The sequence below is a fragment of the Sciscionella marina DSM 45152 genome (assembly GCF_000379465.1).
Lineage (GTDB): Bacteria > Actinomycetota > Actinomycetes > Mycobacteriales > Pseudonocardiaceae > Sciscionella > Sciscionella marina.
In genome coordinates this window covers 408041-428066 of sequence record NZ_KB905381.1, presented here as the reverse complement: position 1 = coordinate 428066, position 20026 = coordinate 408041, and the positions used below count along the sequence as shown (strand labels likewise).

Below are 20026 nucleotides of genomic sequence, written 5' to 3'. Positions count from 1 at the left end.
GAACCCCCGCCGAGCGCGCGCGAACCGGTTTCGGTCTCCCCGTCACTCGATCGGCCTGCGGCAGACGTAGCTCAGCGCGGGCGGCCAGTTGCGCCAGATCACCCGGGTGGTGATCACCTCTTCGAAGGTCTCGTCGAGCAGCCTGCGGAACCGCCGCGCGCTCGGCTGGGCGAGGGTGTTGTAGCAGGCCATAGTGGTGAACACGCCGTCTTCGGCGAGACAGCTCGCGGCCACTTCGAGCAGGCTGCGCTGCGTCGGCTCGGCGAAGTTCGACCAGGGCAGCGTGCTGACCACGGCGTCCGCGCCGGTCAGTCCGCGCTCGGCGAGCACGGTGGGCAGCTGGGCGGCGTCCGCGTGCGCCACATCCAGATCGGGAAGCACCGACTGCAGGTAGCGCACCATCCGCTCGTCCACCTCGACGGCGATGTGCTGCCCGTTTCCGTTCAGCCGCTCTCGCACGGCCCTGCTCACCGGACCGGTGCCCGGCCCGAGTTCCACGACCGCCAGATCTCCGCCCGAGGGCACCACCGAGGCCAGGCGCCGCGCGAGTCTGCTCCCCGTGGGCCCGATCCCGCCGATCACCGACGGGTTACGCAGTGCGGCAGCCAGAAATGCCTTGCCTGCCGAGCCCGGCCGGGCCTTGGGTTGCTGAAGCAAGTCGAGCATCGTCATGTACCCAGTTTCATCACAAACCCGGCGGCAGTCATTAGTGCGGGGGGCACTATTCCGGTAGAGCCAGCTCACCCTACCAAGCGTAATAAAGGCTGTGCGCTGGTAATTCGACTTGACGACGTGGCGATACTCGCAGCAGCAGTTACTCCTTCCGAGTTAGCTGCCGACTACCGATGGGGACCGAATGATCACCACACGCGGCCTAGCCCGCACTTTCACCAGCCGTAGCCGCTCCGGGCGCACCACCGTCGAAGCGGTGCGCGGGGTGGACATCGATGTCGCCGAGGGCGAACTGATCGGCTTTCTCGGCCCGAACGGCGCGGGGAAGACCACCACGTTGCGCATGCTGACCACCCTGCTCACCCCGACCGCGGGTGAGGCGACCGTCGCCGGATGCGATCTGCGCACCGATCCGCTCGGGGTGCGCAAGCGGATCGGCTATGTCTCCCAGTCCGGGGGCGCCACCGCCGAGGCCAAGGTCGGCGAGGAACTCGTGCTCCAGGGCCAGTTCTACCGGATGCCCGCGGCCAGGGCCCGGGCCCGCGCCGCCGAGCTGGTCGAGCAGCTCGATCTCCGCGGCCTCGACGACCGGCGCTGCCGCACCCTCTCCGGTGGACAGCGGCGCAGGCTGGACATCGCCATGGGGCTCATCCACGAGCCCAAGCTGGTCTTCCTGGACGAGCCGAGCACCGGGCTCGACCCGCAGAGCAGGGCGAACCTCTGGGACCACATCCGTAAGCTGCGCAACGAGCAGGGCGCGACGGTGTTCCTCACGACCCACTACCTGGACGAAGCGGACGCGCTCTCCGACCGGATCATCGTCATCGACAACGGCGCGATCGTCGCCGAGGGCACCCAGGACGAACTGAAGTCCCGGGTCGCCGGTGACGCGGTGCGGTTCACCGTGGACACCGAGCACGCCGCCCGCGCGGCCACGATTGCCGAGCGGCTCAACGGTGCCCGCGAGCTGTCCACCGCGGACGGCGAGGTGTTCCTGCGGGTGCCACGCGGCGATACCGCCATGCCCGAACTGCTGCGCGCGCTCGACGCCGAGCACATCACCATGACCGCGATGAGCGTGCAGCGGCCGACCCTGGACGACGTCTTCCTCACCTTCACCGGACGCAGCCTGCGCGAGGCCGAAGCGCCGGACACCGAGACCACGAAGGAGCACGCCGATGTTGCGTGACGCCGCACTCATGTTCAACCGGGACGCCAGACTGGGGCTGCGCAGTCCCGCCTGGATCGGCGTGTCCCTGATGCAGCCGCTGCTGTATCTGCTGTTCTTCGGACCGCTGATGGAGAGGATCGTGGCCAGCACCCCGGGATTCCCGCCGGGGAACGCCTGGCAGATCCTGGTTCCCGCGCTCGTGGTGCAACTCGGCCTTTTCGCGAGCTCCTTCGCCGGATTCGGGATCCTGGCCGACATTCGGACCGGCACGCTCGAACGGTTCCGGGTCACCCCCGCCTCCCGCGCGGGGCTGCTGCTCGGCAAGGTCGGGTACAACGTCGCCCAGCTGCTCGTGCAGGCCACCCTGATCATCGTGGTCGCGGTGCTGTTTTTCGGGCTGCGCGCCCCGTTCGGCGGGATCGTGCTCACCCTGGTGCTCGCCGCGTTCCTCGGTGCCACCCTCGCCTCGGCTTCGTACGCGCTGGCCTTGGTGATCCGCAACGAGCAGGCCTTCCCCGCCATGCTGCAGACCGTGCTGATGCCGCTTTTCCTGCTTTCCGGTGTGATGATTCCGATTACCACCGGGCTGGCCCCGAACTGGCTCTACATCATCTCGCGGATCAATCCGTTCTCCTATGTCATGGAGGCGGAGCGGGCCGCGTTCCGCGCCGCGACCGACGGACTGTTCACCGGAATCATCGTGCTCGCGGTACTCACCGTGCTCGCGGTCTGGTGGGGAACCCGCACCTTCCAAAAAGAAAATGCCTAGTTAGGGGTCATGGGCGGACTTGCTTGGCAGTGCCGGTGTACAGCCGGGTAAATGCGGCTTCGCCGCTGAGAAACGGGTTATGCGCGGGTTTTTGGTCGGGGTGGGAATTCGCCGCGCCGGGAAATGCGGACATTCCGCACTAATTCCACCCTTCCGAGCCGGGATGAAACCACCGATCGACCCCTTGCGCGATGCCTCCCGGTGTTCAATAGTCATCTCCGTTCATTCTCGGAGAGGACGCAGGCACATGCAGGGAAAAAATTCGCGATGCAGAGTTTCGCGCTCCGTGCGCAACTCGATCGCCGCGGTGACCGCGACGGCCATGTTCGCGAGCATGGCCGTCGCGGGCCAGGCCGCGGCCGCACCGCAATCGGGGAATGCCGGTGACGGCACCGAATCCGTTATCGTGATGTTACGCGATCAGCTGGCGCAGCAGCCGGCTACGCGTTCGGCCGAACGCCGTGGCGCGGCGGCCCAGTCGCAGAACACGATCCTCGGCAAACTGCTCGGGCCGAAGCCGCGCGATATCAAGCATTTCACGCTCGGCAACGCATTCGCCGCCACGGTGACCAAACAACAGGCCGCCGCGCTCGCCGCGAATCCGGCGGTCGCGAGCGTCACCAAGGACGCGAAGATCGCCGCACCGGAATCCGGGCCCGATTCCGCCGCGCGGCAATCCGGGAACACGGCGAAGACGCCCCCGGCCCGCACCCAGCCGGGGAATCAGGCCTGCCCAGAGGATCCGGGTAAACCGCTCGTCGAACCGGAGGCACTCGGTTCCATCAACGCGGCGACGAAACCGGACAGCGCCGATCAGCTCGCCTCGGGCAAAGGCGTCAAGGTCGGATTCCTCGCCGACAATATGAACCCGGACTACGCGGATTTCGTCCGCGCGGACGGCAGCAAGGTATTCGCCGACTACAAGGATTTCTCCGGCAGCGGACCGAACACCAAGGAAGCGGGCGCCGAGGCGTACGGGGACGCTTCCTCGATCGCCGCGCAGGGCCGGGTGGTGCACGACCTCTCCACCGTGGTGAACCAGAAACACCCGCTGCCCAAGGGATGCAACGTGGTGGTGCGCGGAGTGTCCCCGGGGGCGAGCCTCGTCGGGCTGAACGTGTTCGGCAACGGATCGACGGATTCGGCGATCCTGCAGGCGATCGACTACGCGGTGACCGTCGATCACGTCGACGTGCTCAACGAATCGCTCGGTTCGAACCCGTATCCGGACGCGGGCACCCGCAACATGGTCAAGGTGTTCAACGACAACGCGGTGCGCGCGGGCGTGACCGTGACCGCATCGAGCGGGGACGCGGGGATCACCGGGACGATCGGCTCCCCCGCCGCGGACGATCCCGGTGTCATCGCGGTCGGCGCCACGACCGACAACCGGCTCTACGCGCAGACCGGCTACGCGGCTTTCGGGTTCTCCAACGGGAAATGGGTCAACGACAACATTTCCGCGCTGTCCTCCTCCGGATTCACCACGAACGGGCGCACCATCGACCTCGTCGCGCCCGGCGAGGGGAACTGGGCCGACTGCGAACCCTCCTACGCGGAGTGCCAGAACTTCCAGTCCCCACCGAAAGGCGCGGATCTGCAATCCTTCGGCGGGACAAGCGAATCCGCTCCGCTCACTGCCGGAGTGGCCGCGCTGGTCATCCAGTCCTATCGGGACACACACGGTGGAGCGAGCCCGAATCCGGCACAGGTGAAGCGGTTCATCACCTCCAGCACCAAGGATCTCGGGCTGCCTTCGGACGAGCAGGGCACCGGACTACTGGACGCGCGGGCCGCGGTGCAGGCCGCACGTGGTGACTCGGCGAGCCTGGCGGTCAACACCGACCAGCTCGATCTGCAGGGCAAACCGGGAAGTACCAAGCAGGGCACGATGACGGTCACCAACAACGGCTCGAAGCCACAGACCGTCGCGCTCGGCACCCGGGATTTCGCCGAACAATCCGGAAACACCATCCAGGACACCTTCGACGCCAAGCACGGCGAACCATTCGCCAACTTCGACGGTTCGGCGTGGACGGCGAAAAAGATCCGGTTCGACGTACCCCAGGGCGCCGACCGGCTGATGACCCAGCTGACCTGGCAGGGCGGAGCGCACAAGGTGATCCGGATGTCGCTGCTCGGCCCGGACGGCACCTTCGTGGCGAACTCCCGCCCGCAGGGCGGTGAGCAGAGCGCGGACTACGCCAATGTGGACGTGCGCAAACCGGCGGCCGGGAAGTGGACCGCGGTGCTCTACTCCGCCGCGGACGGGGCGGGCAGCTACACCGGCCCGGTCAAACTGCACACCAGCACCCAGCGAGCCGTGCCGCACGGCCAGGTCTCCACTCCGCTGCTGCATCTCGCACCGGGCCAGAGCGCCCCGGTGAATGTGCGGATGCCGATCCCGGTCGACAGCGGGGACACCAGTGCCGCGGTGACCATCGGCAGCGCCGGCGGGCACCAGAGTTCGGTCCCGGTCGTCCTGCGCAGCCTGGTGACCGACGGGTTCTCCGGCACGATCACCGGCGGCAACGCGCGGGCCTCCTCACCGGGCCAGACGTTCAGCTACGGCTTCGACGTGCCCGCGGGCAAACGGGACCTCGACGTCTCGCTCCAGCTGGCGAAGGACCCGGGTGACCTGGTCGACGGCATCCTCGTGGACCCGAACGGCGAGACCGCGGCCGTCAGCTCGAACAACGTGCCGACCGGCGACGGGAACTACAAGCAGGGCAAGGGAGTGCAGCTGTTCCACGCGAACCCGATACCCGGCCGTTGGAAGCTGATCGCCGTCGTGCAGAACCCGGTCAGCGGTAAGGACATCAGCCAGCGGTTCACCGGCAGGATCGGGTACGACAAACTGACCGCGAAGGCCGATGGACTGCCGGGCGGCAGCACGAAACTACCCGCCGGCAAGGCGGCGACAGCGACCGTGCACGTCACCAACCCGGGTGTCGCGCCGATCGCGGTCGGGCTGGACGCACGGGGCAACGACACGGCGACGCAGCAGGCGAACCCGGTCGCCGGACAGGGCGAGGTCGATCTGCCGCAACCGCCCGAGCAGGGGCCCGGCTATCTGGTGCCGCCGGACACCCGCGCGCTCACGGCCGTTTCCTCGGCGAGCGTGCCCGCGCAGCTGCAGGTGCAGAATCCGACCGCGGGCATCGAGCAGTTCGGTGATCTGGACGAGAGCAAGGCCGGTTCCACGGTCTCGTCCACCCGGATCGAGGAACCGACCGGCGGGCTCGGCATCGGGACCTGGCCGGTCTCGGTGCAGGAGATCGGGCCGTTCGGTGCCTCCGGGGCGGCCAAGGGGCACGCGAGCATCACCGCCTCGCTCGAGACGGCGAGCTTCGACCGGACGGTGACCTCCTCGACGGGTGACCCGTTCCTGCCTTCGGTGGATCCCGCGGCCAAGAAGGCCAGTCCGCTGGTGATCCAGCCGGGGCAGACCGCGGACATCGCGGTGACGATCAACCCGGGTAAGGCCGGCTCGCACGTGGCCGGGCACCTGAACCTGGTGACCGAACCCGGGGTCCCCGCCGGAACGGGCGGCATCCCGGGCGAGAGCACCGGTGAGGTGATCGCGACCCTGCCCTACTCGTACACGGCAGGCTGACCCGTTCGCAGCGCAAACCCCGGCGACTGAGTCAGTCGCCGGGGTTTTTGCTCGCTATCACCGCGTCGTAGAGGGTCTTCTTGGAGACCCCGTTGCGTTCGGCGACGGCCGCGGCCGCGGTCTTGGTGCGCTCCCCTTCGGCGATCAGGGCGAGCACTTCGGGAACCAGGTCCTCCGCGGCGGCCGGTTCCGGAGCGGCCGCCCCTTCGAGGACCACGGTGATCTCCCCGCGTACTCCTTCGGCCACCGCCCCGGCGAGCTCGGCGAGTCCGCCGCGCAGCACCTGCTCGTGGGTCTTGCTGAGTTCCCGGCAGACCGCGGCGCGCCGGTCCGCGCCGAGCACCTCGGCCGCATCGGCGAGGGTGGCGGCGAGCCGGTGCGGGGACTCGAAGAACACCACGGCGCGCCGTTCGGTGCGCAGTTCGTCCAGCCAGCTACGCCGCTGACCGGATTTGCGCGGGGCGAACCCTTCGAAGCAGAACCGTTCGCAGGGCAATCCGGAGACCGCGAGCGCCACGGTCACCGCCGATGGCCCCGGTACGCAGCTCACCCGCAGTCCGCGCTCGGCGCAGGCGGCGGCGAGGCGGAACCCCGGATCGGAGACCGAGGGCATGCCCGCATCGGTGACCACGACGACGAGCGAGCCGGACTCGATCGCCTCCACCAGCCCGGGCGTGCGGGCGGCCTCGACCGCGTCGTAGTAGGACACGATCCGCCCGCGCGGGGACACCGCGAGCACCGCGCACAGCGCACGCAACCTCCTGGTGTCCTCCGCGGCGACCACATCGGCGTTCTCGATCGCCTCGGTCAGCCGCGGCGACGCGTCCCGGGCGTCACCGAGTGGAGTCGCCGCGAGCAGCAGGCTGCCACCAGATCCATCACTCACGCCGCTCACTCTACGATGGTGCGCCGTGAGTACCCGCGTCCGCGAACCCAGGCTCGGCGTCGTCGCGGACGGCGCGGTCCCTCCGGTCGGCCCGCCGCCGGGGCTGTACGTGGCGAACCCGTTCGCCCGGCTGAATCAGCCGATGCCCACCGACCGGCTGCGCGGCTGGCTGGCCACGCTGACCCTCGCGGTGATCGCGGCGATCGTGCGGCTGCAGGATCTGGGTTCGCCGACCGAGGGCGGCGCACCGGTCTTCGACGAGAAGCACTACGTGCCCCAGGCCTGGCAGATGCTGCGCAACGGCGGGGTCGAGGACAATCCCGGCTACGAGCTGACCGTGCACCCGCCATTGGGCAAAGAGTTCATCGCGATCGGCGAATGGCTGTTCGGCTACAACGGGGTCGGCTGGCGGTTCGCCTCCGCGGTGGCCGGGGTGGCGATGGTCGTGCTGATCGTGCGGATCGCGCGCAGGCTGACCCGCTCCACTCTGCTGGGCTCGATCGCCGGGGTCCTGCTGATCTGCGACGGACTGTCCCATGTGCAGTCCCGGATGGGCATGCTGGACGTGTTCATGGCGACGCTGCTGCTCGGCGCGTTCGCCACCCTGATGGCCGACCGGGACCAGGTGCGCGACCGGCTGGCCACCGCGGCCGATCAGGGCTGGGCGACCGAGTCCCGGTTCGGCCCGCGGCTGGGGTTCCGCTGGTGGCGGTTCGCGACCGGGATCCTGATCGGGCTCGCCGCCGGAGTGAAGTGGGACGCCGCCTACTGGGCCGCCCTGTTCGGCATCCTGTGCATGCTCTACAGCGCCACCGCACGCCGCGCGGCCGGGGTGCAGCGCCCCTGGCTGGGTGCGCTCGCCCGGGATCTGGCCCCGGCACTGTGGGCGATGCTGGTGATCCCGGTGCTGGCCTATCTGGCCACCTGGTGGGGCTGGTTCGCCAGCGAAACGGGCATCGAGCGACATGTCGCGGGCGGCTACTCCTACAACGGCGAGGGCATCGGCGCGCATTCGAACTGGTGGTTCATCCCGGACGCCCTGCGCTCCCTGTGGTACTACAGCGGCAACGTGCTCGATTTCCACGTACACCTGACCACCAAATCGGCGGGCCAGCATCCCTGGGAGTCCAAACCGTGGAGCTGGCCGATGAGCCTGCGGCCGATGCTCTACTCCTACGACTCCGCGGCCACCGGCTGCGGCGCCCCCAAATGCGTCGCCGGGACCATGATCATCGGAACCCCGGCCATGTGGTGGCTCTCGCTGCCCACACTCGGCTGGGCCGTGTGGCGCACCATCGGCCGGTTCGACTGGCGCTACGCGACCGTGCTGATCACCTACCTTGCCGGTGTACTGCCGTGGATGATCGACGAATCCCGGCAGATGTTCTTCTTCTACATGACCCCGGTCGTGCCGTTCCTGGTGCTCGGGATCACCCTCGTACTCGGCGAGATCCTCGGCCGCGCCACCGCCGGCTACGAACGGCGCCGGACCGGACTGCTCGTCGTCGCCTGTTATGTCGGGCTCGTCGTGGCGAATTTCGTCTGGCTCTGGCCGATTCTCAACGGCGACTCGATCTCGGTCGAGCACTGGAACGCCGAAATGTGGCTGCCGTCCTGGAGGTGAGCCGCTCTCATCTCCGGGTGATCCCTGAACGCTCCCCCGATGCGAGCACGCGCGCGTCGTGGCACGGTGGCGAGTGGTTCACAGTGGAAGGAGTCCCATGCGCACGAAGATCGCGCTCACCGTCCTCGCCGCGGCCACGAGCGGAGTGCTCGCCGCCTGCTCCGGTGGCGGCCAGGCACCCGCCCAGGACAACGGGCACCAGCAGGAACCGGCCTCGCACACCGAATCCAGCGGCCCGGTGAACAAGACTCCGGTGGACAAGGACAAGGCGGGCAAGATCGCCACGGGTAAGTACGGCGGCCGCGTGCTCAACGTGGAATCCGATCACGCCAAGGGCAAACCGACCTGGGAGGTCGAGATCGCCGACAGCAGCAAGGGCCGCATCGAGGTCGACGTCGGCAAGCAGGATGGCGCGATTCTCGAGATGGAGTCGGACAACGACAGCTCCTAGGCCAGTGCGGCCGCTCTTGCATAGCAGCGAAGCCGCTTGTCACCCGGCTGACAGCTCGCGCTGCGGCGGAGGTTCCGCCACGCAAGCCGACTCGAGATAACTCCTAGGCCAGGGCGGCGCGGAGGCGGTCCTCTTCGACCGCCCAGTACCCGTGCTCCGCGCCGTCGATGAGGATCACCGGGACCCGGTCCCCGTACTCGGCGCGCAGTTCGGGATCGGTGTCCACATCGGTGACCGAATAGGGCACGCCGAGTTCACCGCAGATCCGCTCGATGTCCGTCTCGGCCCGTACGCAGGCCGGGCAATTCTCCCGACCCAACAGGGTCACTTCTTTCACAGCCTCAGCCGTCATGCCCGAAGCGTACGGCGGAACAGTTTGCCGGTCGGCGAGTGCGGGAGGGTATCGGCGAATTCGATCACGCTCGGCACCTTGAACCGGGCCAGCCGCGCGGTGCAGTGCGCGCGGATCTCCTCCTCGGTCAGCTCCCCCGCCAGGACGAGCACCGCCTTGACCGCCTCGCCGGTCCGCTCGTCGGGCACCCCGATGACGGCGGCCTCGCGCACCCCGGGCAGCGCGTCCAGCACCTCCTCGACCTCGTGCGGGAACACGTTGAATCCGTTCACGATGATCAGGTCGCCCTCGCGGTCGATCAGGTGCAGATCTCCCTCGGTGTCCAGGTAGCCGACGTCCCCGGTGACGAACCAGCCCTCGGCGTCCGGGCCGCGTTCCCCGTCCGGCCAGTACCCGGAGAACAGATTGTCCCCGCGTATCGCGATGCGCCCTTCGTCGTTGTCATCGCCGGACTCGTCCGGTTCCGGGAGTTCGCTTCCATCGTTGTCCACGAGTCTGAGCTCCACCCCGGGGATCGGCCTGCCGACCGAACCGGGTTTGGTCGCGCCGGACACCAGGGACCAGGTCACCACCGGACCGGCCTCGGTGAGCCCGTACCCCTCGTGCACCTCGAGCCCGGTCGCCTCCCGGATCCCGGTGAGCACGGCCTCGGGCAACGGTGCGGCCCCGGAGGTGAGCAGCCGCACCTGCGCGCAGGCCTTGGCCAGCCGTTCGGAGCCCCGTTCCAGCAGTGCGGCGTACATCGGCGGCACCCCGATCAGCGAGGTCACCTGACGGGTGCCGAGCACGTCGAGCACCTCGTCCGGATGGAACCCGTCGAGCAGCACCGCGCTCGCCCCGGCCGCCGCCACCTGGAACAGCGCGGCCGAGAGCCCGTAGATGTGGTGCAGCGGAAGGCAGAGCAGCAGCGTGTCCTGCGCGGTGACCGGGGCGGGCTCGATCCGCGCGCACTGTTCGACGTTGGCCAGCAGCGCCCGGTGGGACAGCCGCACCCCGTTCGGTCCCGCCGCGGTGCCCGAGGTGAAGCACAGCACCGCGATGTCCTCGTCCCCGGTCTCCGGGAGCGTGTCCGCCGGGTCGCCCGGGGTCAGTTCGGGGACTCCGGACACACCGATCCCGAACCGCGCTCCGGCGTCCGCGATGACAGCCTCTATCACCCGCGCGGGGGAATCTGGTGCCATCGGAACGACAATTCCACCGGCACGTAACACCCCGAACACCGCGAGGCAGGTCTCGACGCTCGTGGGCGCGCTGAGCACCACCCGGTCTCCCGGTTCGAGTCCCGCACCGAGATAACCGCGCGCGAGCCGATCCACCTCGGCATCCAGGCCTGCCCAGGTCAGCATCCGGTCCGTGCGCTGGTCGAGCAGCGCGGTCCCATCCGGCACCCGAGCGGCCGCCGAGCGAACGAGATCAGCGACATTGCGCGCCATCCACTGCCTCCTCATGCAGTACTGTCCGAAACACCATCCCGCCCCCACGTAACCGGAGGCGGACCCACAGCATGGCATTGTGTGATGCACCTCATCGTGAGTGGATCCACGCAGAACGGCAATAACTGGCGACCCGATCTGGCCACGGTGGCTACCCAGCAGTAACATTCGGACTGCTTTCGCAACATGAACCGCAGCGGGCACAGGGAGGTGCTTCCAGGTGGCACAAGGCACCGAGTCCACCGCACGGGTGCTGTACGCGGTACCCGACGGCCAGCCGGGCTGCGAGGAGAGCAAGCAGGAGAACAACTGGCGGCTCGTGGAGTGCGCCCAGGACGGCGATCAACATGCGTTCGGCCTGCTCTACGACCACTACGTCGACGTGGTGTTCCGCTATGTGCTCTTCCGGGTCAAGGACCGCGCCCTCGCCGAGGATGTCACGAGCGAAACCTTCCTGCGGGCGCTGCGCCGCATCGGAACCATCTCCTATCAGGGCCGCGATGTCGGCGCCTGGTTCATCACCATCGCCCGCAACCTGATCTTCGACCACGTCAAGTCCAGCCGTTACCGCCTCGAACTGGCCTCCGCCGACCCCTCGGATGCCGCACCGGTCGCCGAGATCACCAGATCCGGCCCGGACGACCAGGTCATCGCGGACGCCACCAACGACGAGCTGATGCGCTGCGTGGCGCGGCTCGGCGAGGACCAGCGGGAAGTGATCACCCTGCGCTTCCTCCAAGGGCTCTCGGTGGCCGAGACCGCCGAGGTGATGCAGCGCGGGGAGGGCGCGATCAAGGCCCTGCAGCACCGCGCGGTGCGCAGGCTCGCCGCGCTGATGCCGCGGGAACTGCGTTAGTCCCGTCTTCCGTCGTCCGCCGAACGGGTTGGCTTGCGCGCACGCCGTAACCCGGACCGGTTACCCATCGTTGCCCAGTTGTCGGAAAGGTACGCGAGAGCGGACGGGTGAACAGGGCGATGCGGCTAGGACCCGCGGCGGCGCACGAGCGCTTCGAGCACGCCGTCGAGGGAACCCCGGACCCGGAATTCGCCGCGGACGCCAGGATCGTCGCACGGCTGCGGGAGCGCGCGGAAACTGTCGTGCTGCCGACCGCGACCCGGGCCCGCATCGCGGTCGGCCTGCTCAGCGAACTCGGCCCCGCCACGCAGGCGCACCATCGTCCCGCCCCGGTACCGCGCGCAGGCGAGCACCGGCGTTCCCGGTTCGGCATCGCCCTGGCCGCCGCCTGCTGCCTGCTGCTGGTGTTCGGCGCGCTCGGGGTCATCGCCTCCCGGGACGCGCTGCCCGGTCAGCCGTTCTACGGACTCAAACGCGGGGTGGAGAACGCTTCGCTCGGGCTCACTCTCGATGCGAACGCCCAGGCGCGCAAGCGGCTCCACGTGGCGGCCCAACGCGTCCAGGACCTCGAGGCACTGCGCACGGAGCGGTCGGCGAGCCCGGCGAACTACCTCGACGCGCTGCAGGACTTCGACAGCGAATCGAGCGCGGCCGCGCGGGCGAGCATCCAGCTCGGCACCAACAGCGGCGGCAGCGCGCTGACCCAATTGCGCGACTGGGCGCGGACCCGCCAGCTTCAGCTGGACCGGCTGCGCCCGGGCATTCCGGCCCCGGCTCGCGCCCGGTTCGCCGAGTCGACCGCGATGTTGCAGGCGATCGCCGAGCGCACGACGGCACTGCGGGAACGGCTCGGCTGCGAGCGCATCACCTCCGGCCGCCAGGACCGGATCGGCATGCTCCCCGCCACGGGAAGCTGCTCGGACACCGCGGTGCGCGCGGCGGGCGGTTCGCGGTAGCACCGGCTCCGACAGCGCGGGTGCGCAATAGTGCGGGTTCGCAATAGTGCGGCGGTCCACTCACTCGGTGGCACCCATCGCTACCCTTGACCCGAGGACATGGGAGGCGCCGCGTGTCAGTACGTAATGCCAGCCGCTCGGAGACCGAGCGCCCTGCTCAGGAGACCGCAGCCGATCGTAGGGCGGCCATCGCGGGCGAGGCGTCCGCGCAGGCCGCGTCCACGGCCGCCGAGCAGGATCAGGCCGAGCGCGTCGAGGTTCCGCCCGATCTCACTGCGGCCGCGTTCTTCGACGTGGACAACACCATGATGATGGGCGCCTCGATCTTCCACTTCGCCCGCGGGCTGGCCGCGCGCAAGTACTTCACCTCCTCCGATCTGGCCGAGTTCGCCTGGCAACAGGTCAAGTACCGGATCATCGGCAAGGAGAGCACCGGCGGGATGGCCGCGGCCCGCGAGCACACCCTGTCCTTCGTGCAGGGCCGCAGCCTGGACAAGCTCGTCGAGCTCGGTGAGGAGATCTACGACGAGCTCATGGCGGACAAGATCTGGGCGGGCACCCGCGCGCTCGCCGATATGCACCTGCAGGCGGGCCAGCGGGTGTGGCTGGTCACCGCGACCCCGCAGGAGCTGGCGCAGATCATCGCGCGCAGGCTCGGGCTGACCGGAGCACTGGGCACGGTCGCCGAACACGAGAGCGGGGTGCTCACCGGACGGCTCGTCGGTGAGCTGTTGCACGGCAAGGCCAAGGCGCACGCGGTACGGGCGCTCGCCGCGCGGGAGGGTCTGGACCTGCGCCGGTGCACCGCCTACTCCGACTCGGCCAACGATGTGCCGATGCTCTCCGTCGTGGGCACCGCGGTCGCGGTCAACCCGGACAACGGACTGCGCGATATCGCCCGGCAGCGCGGCTGGGAGATCCGGGATTTCCGCACCGGGCGCAAGGCGGCCAAGATCGGGGTGCCCTCGGTGCTCGGCGCGGGCGCGGTCGCCGGTGCGCTCGCCGCGGGCATCGCCTACCGGCGCCGGGAACGCTCGGCCTGAACGATCATCCGGTGAACGGGTTGGCGCGTTCCTCGAGCATCTCGCGCAGGGTTCGCTGGATAGTGCCGCGCACCCGCTCGGCGAGGGCGAACCGGCAGCCGGGACCCGCCTCGATGGGTTCGCCGAAATCGATGCGCCACTTCGTCGGCAGCGGGATCGCGCCGAGCGGGCCGAGTATCGGGAAGGTCGGGGTGACCGGGAAATAGGGCAGCCCGAACAGCCTGGCCAGCGGCCACACCTCGGCCAGTTTCGGGTGCGCCTCCTCCGCGCCCGCGATCGAGACGGGGATGATCGGCACCCCGACCCGGGCCGCGACGTCCACGAATCCGCACCGCGCGAAGCGGCCCACGGTGTACCGCTCGGCGAACGGTTTCCCGAGTCCCGCGCTGCCTTCCGGCCAGGTGCCGACGAGCTCACCGCCGCGCAGCAAGCGTTCCGCGTCCGGACCGCAGGCCAGGGTCTGCCCCGCCTTGCGCGCGAGCACCCCGAGCACCGGGGTGCCGAACAGCAACCCGGAACCGAGCCCGCGCAGCCTGCGCCCGTTCTCGTACACCGCGACCTGAGTCATCGCCATGTCCCAGGGCAGCGTGCCGGAGTGGTTCGCGACCAGCAGCGCGCCACCATCCGCCGGGATCCGTTCCGCGCCGGTGACCTCCACCCGGAACCAGTGCTCGTACACCGCACGGGCGGCGGGCAGCAGCAGGGAATCGGTGAACTCGCGGTCGAAACCGAACTCGTCCACCTCGTAGTCACCGGCGAGGCGGCGATAACAGAACTCGGCGAACCGGGCGACAGGATGCGGTTCGCCGGTGCCCGGTTCCGGTGCCGGATCCGGATTCGCCCGTTGCGCGGGCACGTGCGGGGCGGGCGCGCTGCTGCGTTCGTGCAGCGCGACGGCGCGGGATTTCTCGCCCATGTTCTCCCTCGTGCTTCAGGTGCGTGCCGGTAGCGCGAGCCCGATCGCGCGCAGCGGCGCGGAGACCAGCTTGTCCGGATCGAGCAGGCGGCCGAGCCGGCGGCCGCGCACATAATCGTCGAATGCCTCGCGAGTGGTGAATTTCGGCCGGTAACCGAATTCGGTGCGCAGTTTCGTCGTGTCCACGACCCTGCCGAAATTCAGATAACGCAATTGTTCGGGTCCGAAGTCGACCAGTTTCGCACCGCGCACGAATTTCGAGACCGGCCCGATCACCTGTTCGGGAACCGGGAGGGCGACCCGGCCCGCGCGCTGGATCGCCTGCGCGAGCGTGAGCACCCCGTCCCCTGCGACATTGAACGTGCCCGGGATGTCGGTGAGCACCGCGCGCCGCAGCACCGCGAGCGCGTCCTCGGCGTGCAGCAGCTGCAGGCGCGCGTCGTAGCCGAAAACGGTCGGCACGACGGGAAGGGCGAAATACCGGGTGAGGACCGTGTCCACCCCGGGCCCCATCAGATTGGCGAATCGCAGCGTGGTGACGTCCACCTCGGGGCGCCGCCGGGAGAACCCGCGCAGGTACGCCTCCACCTCGGCATTGTCCTGGGCGTACCCCGAACGCGGCAGCGTCACATCCGCGGGCATCCCCTCGGAGTACACGGCATGATTGCGCGGCCCGGAACCGTAGACCGCGGCCGTGGACTTGATCACGAGTTTGCGTACGAGCGGGGCGCGCTGGCACGCCGCGAGCAATTGCATCGTGCCGATCACGTTCATTTCCTTGTGCAGCGGCCGCCCGCTCGGCCCCGGCGGATGCGCGGTCAGCGAGGCGTGCACCACCGTGTCCACCTTCGCCTCCAGCAGCACCTTCGCGATCAGCGGGGTGCGCACATCCGCGCGGATGTATTCCGCGCCGCCGAGCCGGGCGCGCAGCTGCGCGGTGGACAGCGCCGTGTCCACGCCGATGACCCTGTCGATCTCCGGCTGGGCAGCCAGCTGCGCCGCGAGGTGGCTCCCGAGGTAACCACTCGCGCCGGTGACGAGCACGGTCGACGGCATGAGCACCCCTCTTGGCGTCGTGGATCGAGGAAACTGCTCTCGATGCTACTCATTCCGGACACCGGAATGGGCTCTGGTAACCCGGCATTAACGCAGTTCACAGCTTCTTCTACGCCACATGTAACCCACTTGGGGCACAAACCGTCCACAATGGACACCGGAATCCGCTGCCGGGAAGAGGACACGAAAAAGCGGGGCCGCGAAATCTCGCGAACCCCGCCACGTGCCGCGCCCGGCGGTTACTTGCCGAGCTTGCGCCGCTGCACCCGAGTGCGCCGCAGGAGCTTGCGGTGCTTCTTCTTGGACATGCGCTTGCGGCGCTTCTTGATCACAGAGCCCATCGGGGGACCCGCCTTCCTCTCGCGGCCTTTCACTACTGACGGGGACCCCGGGCAGGATGTCGCCACAGGGTTGCTGTGCCAGTTCACAAAACTCGAATGGTCAGTCTAGTGGGACCCGCGAGGACAGCGACCGGCGGGGTAGCGAGGGCGCGAGCATGCGCGCACCCGGTACCCCGCCGACGCCGGTTACCCTACGTCGAAGTACGCGCCCCGCAGATAGTCGTGCACCTCCTGCTCCGGCACCCGGAACGACTTACCGACCCGTACGGCCGGCAACTCGCCCGAATGCACGAGGCGATACACCGTCATCTTGGAGACGCGCATCATCGCGGCCACCTCGGCGACCGTAAGAAACTGTACCTGACCTGCGGAAACACCGCCGGTCTCGCCAGCATCCTTCCGTTCCTGCGACGGCATACCTCACCGCGCCTTTCGACACGCGTCGCGCCGCACGGCTTCCCCACCGGCGGTATCGACACGCACGTGCTGTCCGCAAGCCTATCGGGACTTGTGGGGCTCATGCGACAGGTGGGCGAAAATTCAATACAACGATCCCGCCTACCCACTCCCCGAGTGATCGACACCTTCCTCGGGTGTGCCTGGTCAGGAACCGAGTTCCAGCGAACGGTCCCGGGCGGCCTCGATCGCGTCGATCAGCGCCGCCCGCACCCCGTGCCGTTCCAGTTCACGGATCGCCATGATCGTGGTGCCGCCCGGTGAGGTCACGGCCTCGCGCATCAGCACAGGGTGCTCCGCCTCTTCCGCGAGCATCTTCGCCGAGCCGACCGCCGCCTGCACGATGAGCTGGGTCGCCGTTGCCCGCGGGATGCCGAGCAGGATCCCCGCGTCGATCATCGCCTCGACCAGGTAGAAGAAGTAGGCGGGCCCGGAACCGGACAGCGCGGTCACCGCGTCCTGCTGTGTCTCGGGGACCCGCACCACCTCGCCGACCGAGCGCAGCATCTGCTCCACGCCGCCCAGGTGTTCCTCGGTGGCGTTCGGCCCGGCCGAGATCGCGCACATTCCCGCGCCGACCAGCATCGGTGTGTTCGGCATGACCCGGACCACCGGAGTGCCCTCCGGAAGCCGCTCGCTGAACTTGCTGGTCGGCAGGCCGGCGCAGAGCGAGACCACCAGCCGCAGCTCGCCCGCCCCACGCAGGTGCTCGGCCAGCTCGTCCAGCAGCGGGTCCACATCCTGGGGCTTCACCGCGACCACGAGGACCTCGGCCTCGCGCACCGCACCGGGCACATCCGTGGCCGTGATCCCGTACTGCTCGGTCAGCTCGTCACACCGTTTCGGGTAGCGCTCGGTGAACAGCAGTTCATCCGCGCTCCGACCGGACGAGAGCAGCCCGGAGAGCAGCGCCTCGCCGATCTTTCCCGCACCAAGTACCGCGATCTTCTCCATGCGCTTCAGCGTGCCATGCGGTATTCGGCCCCGGCGCCAGGGTTATCGGCACCGGGGTTTCGGGCACCGGGGTTTCAGCGCCGCCGCGCGAGCAGGGCGAGTTGGCGCGCCTGGCAGACCAGCCGGCCACGCGAGTCGATCACGGTCGCGTCCGCGTCGAACCAGTTCCCGGCCACGGTACGGCAGTTGCCCTGCACCCGCAGCCAGCCGGGCGCGGGCTCGGCCCGCAGCAGGGCGGTGAGCTGGACGGTCGGCGACCAGCCGATGTGGCCGAGGTTGAACGACAGCGGAGGCAGCATGTCCCCGGCGACCAGGGCGAAGAAGACGTCCGGGTGATCGTCCGGGGAGCGGAACCAGGCGCGGTACTCGAGCGGATCGCCCGGTTTGCGGTCGGTGAACACCGAGGCGTTGTGCCGCGCGAGCCGGGTGTCCATGTACCAGCCGATCTTGCTCGGCCCCTCGAACTCGGTGTTGAACTCGAGCGCGTCCGGCCCTGGCTCGGCGGGGAACTCCGGCAGTTCGGCCCAGGCGGGCTCCTCGTCGGGCAACCGGCCCGCGGTGACCGTTCCGGTGACCCGAACCGCGTCGCCCTGTTCGAGTGCGACCCCGATCGAGGAGACGGTGCTGCCCTGTTTGCGCACCTCGGTGCGCACCTGGGCGGGACCGGCCTCGGGCGGGCGGAGGAATTCGCCGGAGACGGCGAGCGGATCCCGGTCCCCACCGGCCGCGGCGAGTGCCGCCCTGGTGAGCACGGCCATGAGGTAACCGCCATGTGGCTTGTCCCCGACCGACCATTCGGCGGAGAGGTCGGCGGAGAACAGGCCCTCGCCCTCGGCGCGCACCTCGCTCGCCTTGTTCAGATCCATACCGTCACCGCTTCGAGAGCAGGGCGCGGCCGAAGAAGCCGACGTTCGCCGGGCGTTCCGCGAGTCTGCGCATGAGATAGCCGTACCACTGCTCGCCGTAGGGGACATAGACCCGCACGGTGTTGCCTCCGGCGCGTAGTTTGCGCTGTTCGTCCGGGCGGACCCCGTAGAGCATCTGGTATTCGAACCGGTCCGGGGGCCGGCCGTGGTGCTCCACCCGCTCACCGAGGATCGCCAGCAGCGCGGGGTCGTGGGTGGCGAACATCGGATAGCCCTCGCCGCCGAGCAGCACGTCGGCGCACCGGATGTAGTTGCGGGAGACCTCCTCCGCACTGGTGTAGGCCACGGTCGCGGGTTCGGCGTAGGCCCCTTTGCACAGCCGTACCCTCGCGCCCTGCTCGGCGAGCTGTTCGCAGTCCTCGAGGGTGCGTTTGAGGTAGGCCTGTACGACCACGCCGGTGGACGGCCATTTCTGGCGGAGCAGTACGAGCATGTTCAGCGTGTCGTCGGTGGTGGTGCGGTCCTCCATGTCGAGGGTGACCGCGGTTCCGACGGCCTCGGCGGCCTTGCAGATCCGGGAGACGGCCTTGTACGCGTAGAGCCGGTCGAACTTCGCACCGACCGCGGACAGTTTCACGCTGACCTCGGCGTTCGCGGCGAGTCCCTGGGCGCCGAGCTGTTCGAGCAGCGTGGTGTAGGCGGTGACGGTCCGCTCCGCGCGTTCGGTGTCGACGCTGTCCTCGCCGAGGTAGTCGAGGGTCACCAGGCGCCCGTCCCCGGTGATCTCCGTGGTGGCGCGGATGGCGCCCGCGGTGTTCTCCCCGGCGACGAACCGGGCGACGACATCCCGGGATACGGGTGCCGTGGCCACGGTGCGTTTGATGGTCTCGTTCCGCGCGGCGGCCAGGATGACAGAGCGCAGCGGGTTCATACCCAGACCTTACTGCTCGGCATCCGCACCGGTCGGCATCTCCCCGGTGACCACGAACACGGTCCGCCGCGCGACCGAGACGGCATGGTCGGCGAACCGCTCGTAGAACCGGGAAAGCAGGGTCACGTCGACGGCGGTGGCCACCCCGTGTGCCCAGTCCCGTTCCATGATCTTGGTGAACAGGTGCCGGTGCAGCTCGTCCACCTCGTCATCGGCCTCCTCGACCTCCTTGGCGAGCCCGACGTCGCTGGTGCGGATGACCTGTTCGACCCGCCGCGCCTGGGTGGCGCCGACCTCGCCCATCTTGGCGAAGTAGGGCCGGACCTCCGCGGGCACGACCTCGTCGGGGTGCCTGCGCCGGGCCGCGCCCGCGATGTGTTTGGCGAGATCGCCCATCCGCTCGAGGCTTTCCGCCGCGTACATGGCGGCGAGCACGGTGCGCAGCTCGCTGGCCACCGGGGCCTGGAGCGCGAGCAGGGCGTAGGCCTGTTCCTCGGCGTTGGTGCGCGCCTCGTCGACCTTCTGGTCGGCTCCGATCACCTGCTCGGCGAGGGCGAGGTCGGCATCCAGCAACGACTGGGTCGCCCTCTCCATCGCTTCGGCGACACTCGCGCACATTCCGGCGAGCAGATCCGCGAGCTCGCCCAACTGATCCCGATAAGCCTCACGCATGTTCC

Annotated in this window: 20 protein-coding genes; 8 read left to right on the top strand and 12 right to left on the bottom strand. The window is 69.1% G+C overall.

The window, feature by feature from the left end; genetic code table 11:
- Positions 1-42 precede the first annotated feature (42 nt).
- A complete protein-coding gene (locus A37U_RS0107955) occupies positions 43-672 on the bottom strand; it encodes a class I SAM-dependent methyltransferase (RefSeq protein ID WP_020496096.1) in 630 nt (209 codons plus the stop codon).
- A gap of 184 nt (positions 673-856) precedes the next feature.
- Here A37U_RS0107955 and A37U_RS0107950 point away from each other — a divergent pair, with 184 nt between their 5' ends.
- The 3 genes from A37U_RS0107950 to A37U_RS0107940 all read left to right on the top strand — a co-directional run bounded on the left by A37U_RS0107950 (position 857) and on the right by A37U_RS0107940 (position 6228).
- Positions 857-1861, top strand: a complete 1005-nt coding sequence (locus tag A37U_RS0107950) for a daunorubicin resistance protein DrrA family ABC transporter ATP-binding protein (protein ID WP_020496095.1) — start codon at positions 857-859, stop codon at positions 1859-1861.
- Complete coding sequence (locus A37U_RS0107945; RefSeq protein ID WP_020496094.1) at positions 1851-2612, top strand: ABC transporter permease; 762 nt, start codon at positions 1851-1853, stop codon at positions 2610-2612. The genes A37U_RS0107950 and A37U_RS0107945 overlap by 11 nt, the downstream gene beginning before the upstream one ends.
- Before the next feature lie 286 nt (positions 2613-2898).
- Positions 2899-6228: a S8 family serine peptidase gene (locus A37U_RS0107940; protein WP_020496093.1), complete on the top strand. Its 3330-nt coding sequence runs from the start codon at positions 2899-2901 to the stop codon at positions 6226-6228.
- A 31-nt stretch (positions 6229-6259) separates the two neighbouring features.
- Here the strand turns inward: A37U_RS0107940 and rsmI are convergent, their stop codons facing one another.
- Positions 6260-7114: a 16S rRNA (cytidine(1402)-2'-O)-methyltransferase gene (gene rsmI, locus A37U_RS0107935; protein ID WP_020496092.1), complete on the bottom strand. Its 855-nt coding sequence runs from the start codon at positions 7112-7114 to the stop codon at positions 6260-6262.
- A gap of 25 nt (positions 7115-7139) precedes the next feature.
- Here rsmI and A37U_RS0107930 point away from each other — a divergent pair, with 25 nt between their 5' ends.
- Complete coding sequence (locus tag A37U_RS0107930) at positions 7140-8738, top strand: phospholipid carrier-dependent glycosyltransferase (protein ID WP_020496091.1); 1599 nt, start codon at positions 7140-7142, stop codon at positions 8736-8738.
- 97 nt (positions 8739-8835) lie between these two features.
- Positions 8836-9189 carry a PepSY domain-containing protein gene (locus tag A37U_RS0107925; protein WP_020496090.1) on the top strand — a complete coding sequence of 118 codons (354 nt, stop codon included), beginning with the start codon at positions 8836-8838 and terminating at the stop codon, positions 9187-9189.
- Between the two features lie 103 nt (positions 9190-9292).
- Here the strand turns inward: A37U_RS0107925 and A37U_RS0107920 are convergent, their stop codons facing one another.
- Both A37U_RS0107920 and A37U_RS0107915 read right to left on the bottom strand, forming a co-directional pair.
- Positions 9293-9541, bottom strand: a complete 249-nt coding sequence (locus tag A37U_RS0107920) for a glutaredoxin family protein (RefSeq protein WP_040586840.1) — start codon at positions 9539-9541, stop codon at positions 9293-9295.
- Positions 9538-10974 carry an AMP-binding protein gene (locus A37U_RS0107915; protein WP_020496088.1) on the bottom strand — a complete coding sequence of 479 codons (1437 nt, stop codon included), beginning with the start codon at positions 10972-10974 and terminating at the stop codon, positions 9538-9540. The genes A37U_RS0107920 and A37U_RS0107915 overlap by 4 nt, the downstream gene beginning before the upstream one ends.
- 250 nt (positions 10975-11224) lie before the next feature.
- On the opposite strand from A37U_RS0107915, the gene A37U_RS0107910 reads away from it, so the two are divergent.
- The 3 genes from A37U_RS0107910 (at position 11225) to A37U_RS0107900 (ending at position 13829) form a co-directional block, all read left to right on the top strand.
- Positions 11225-11830: a sigma-70 family RNA polymerase sigma factor gene (locus A37U_RS0107910; protein ID WP_051111596.1), complete on the top strand. Its 606-nt coding sequence runs from the start codon at positions 11225-11227 to the stop codon at positions 11828-11830.
- Positions 11831-11949: 119 nt separating this feature from the next.
- Entirely contained in the window at positions 11950-12786 is an 837-nt protein-coding gene (locus tag A37U_RS48160) for a DUF5667 domain-containing protein (RefSeq protein WP_020496086.1), read from the top strand.
- 113 nt (positions 12787-12899) lie between these two features.
- Positions 12900-13829 (top strand): HAD family hydrolase, encoded by a 930-nt coding sequence (locus A37U_RS0107900; protein WP_020496085.1) that lies wholly within the window; start codon positions 12900-12902, stop codon positions 13827-13829.
- A 4-nt stretch (positions 13830-13833) separates the two neighbouring features.
- On the opposite strand, the gene A37U_RS0107895 is transcribed toward A37U_RS0107900, so the two are convergent.
- The 8 genes from A37U_RS0107895 to phoU all read right to left on the bottom strand — a co-directional run bounded on the left by A37U_RS0107895 (position 13834) and on the right by phoU (position 20021).
- Positions 13834-14745 carry a lysophospholipid acyltransferase family protein gene (locus tag A37U_RS0107895; RefSeq protein WP_020496084.1) on the bottom strand — a complete coding sequence of 304 codons (912 nt, stop codon included), beginning with the start codon at positions 14743-14745 and terminating at the stop codon, positions 13834-13836.
- 15 nt (positions 14746-14760) lie between these two features.
- A complete protein-coding gene (locus A37U_RS0107890; protein WP_026196973.1) occupies positions 14761-15801 on the bottom strand; it encodes an NAD-dependent epimerase/dehydratase family protein in 1041 nt (346 codons plus the stop codon).
- Between the two features lie 239 nt (positions 15802-16040).
- Positions 16041-16142, bottom strand: coding sequence for a 30S ribosomal protein bS22 (locus tag A37U_RS49410; RefSeq protein WP_003402602.1), 102 nt, complete (start codon positions 16140-16142; stop codon positions 16041-16043).
- A gap of 186 nt (positions 16143-16328) precedes the next feature.
- A complete protein-coding gene (locus A37U_RS0107880) occupies positions 16329-16559 on the bottom strand; it encodes a helix-turn-helix domain-containing protein (protein ID WP_020496082.1) in 231 nt (76 codons plus the stop codon).
- 186 nt (positions 16560-16745) lie between these two features.
- Positions 16746-17552 carry a pyrroline-5-carboxylate reductase gene (gene proC, locus A37U_RS0107875; protein ID WP_020496081.1) on the bottom strand — a complete coding sequence of 269 codons (807 nt, stop codon included), beginning with the start codon at positions 17550-17552 and terminating at the stop codon, positions 16746-16748.
- A gap of 74 nt (positions 17553-17626) precedes the next feature.
- On the bottom strand, positions 17627-18418 hold the full coding sequence (locus A37U_RS0107870; RefSeq protein ID WP_020496080.1) for a thioesterase family protein: 792 nt from the start codon (positions 18416-18418) through the stop codon (positions 17627-17629).
- Between the two features lie 4 nt (positions 18419-18422).
- Positions 18423-19349, bottom strand: coding sequence for a proline dehydrogenase family protein (locus A37U_RS0107865; protein WP_020496079.1), 927 nt, complete (start codon positions 19347-19349; stop codon positions 18423-18425).
- 9 nt (positions 19350-19358) lie between these two features.
- Complete coding sequence (gene phoU / locus A37U_RS0107860; protein ID WP_020496078.1) at positions 19359-20021, bottom strand: phosphate signaling complex protein PhoU; 663 nt, start codon at positions 20019-20021, stop codon at positions 19359-19361.
- Between the last annotated feature and the right edge of the window lie 5 nt (positions 20022-20026).

Excerpts from the sequence above, each read along its gene's own strand:
- A37U_RS0107880 (WP_020496082.1), bottom strand. The coding sequence starts at position 16,559 with ATGCCGTCGCAGGAACGGAAGGATGCTGGCGAGACCGGCGGTGTTTCC.
- A37U_RS0107895 (WP_020496084.1), bottom strand. The coding sequence starts at position 14,745 with ATGGGCGAGAAATCCCGCGCCGTCGCGCTGCACGAACGCAGCAGCGCG.
- A37U_RS0107945 (WP_020496094.1), top strand. The coding sequence starts at position 1,851 with ATGTTGCGTGACGCCGCACTCATGTTCAACCGGGACGCCAGACTGGGG.
- phoU (WP_020496078.1), bottom strand. The coding sequence starts at position 20,021 with ATGCGTGAGGCTTATCGGGATCAGTTGGGCGAGCTCGCGGATCTGCTC.
- A37U_RS0107915 (WP_020496088.1), bottom strand. The coding sequence starts at position 10,974 with ATGGCGCGCAATGTCGCTGATCTCGTTCGCTCGGCGGCCGCTCGGGTG.
- A37U_RS0107865 (WP_020496079.1), bottom strand. The coding sequence starts at position 19,349 with ATGAACCCGCTGCGCTCTGTCATCCTGGCCGCCGCGCGGAACGAGACC.
- A37U_RS0107925 (WP_020496090.1), top strand. The coding sequence starts at position 8,836 with ATGCGCACGAAGATCGCGCTCACCGTCCTCGCCGCGGCCACGAGCGGA.
- A37U_RS0107950 (WP_020496095.1), top strand. The coding sequence starts at position 857 with ATGATCACCACACGCGGCCTAGCCCGCACTTTCACCAGCCGTAGCCGC.
- A37U_RS48160 (WP_020496086.1), top strand. The coding sequence starts at position 11,950 with ATGCGGCTAGGACCCGCGGCGGCGCACGAGCGCTTCGAGCACGCCGTC.
- A37U_RS0107870 (WP_020496080.1), bottom strand. The coding sequence starts at position 18,418 with ATGGATCTGAACAAGGCGAGCGAGGTGCGCGCCGAGGGCGAGGGCCTG.
- A37U_RS49410 (WP_003402602.1), bottom strand. The coding sequence starts at position 16,142 with ATGGGCTCTGTGATCAAGAAGCGCCGCAAGCGCATGTCCAAGAAGAAG.
- A37U_RS0107920 (WP_040586840.1), bottom strand. The coding sequence starts at position 9,541 with ATGACGGCTGAGGCTGTGAAAGAAGTGACCCTGTTGGGTCGGGAGAAT.
- proC (WP_020496081.1), bottom strand. The coding sequence starts at position 17,552 with ATGGAGAAGATCGCGGTACTTGGTGCGGGAAAGATCGGCGAGGCGCTG.
- A37U_RS0107890 (WP_026196973.1), bottom strand. The coding sequence starts at position 15,801 with ATGCCGTCGACCGTGCTCGTCACCGGCGCGAGTGGTTACCTCGGGAGC.
- A37U_RS0107955 (WP_020496096.1), bottom strand. The coding sequence starts at position 672 with ATGACGATGCTCGACTTGCTTCAGCAACCCAAGGCCCGGCCGGGCTCG.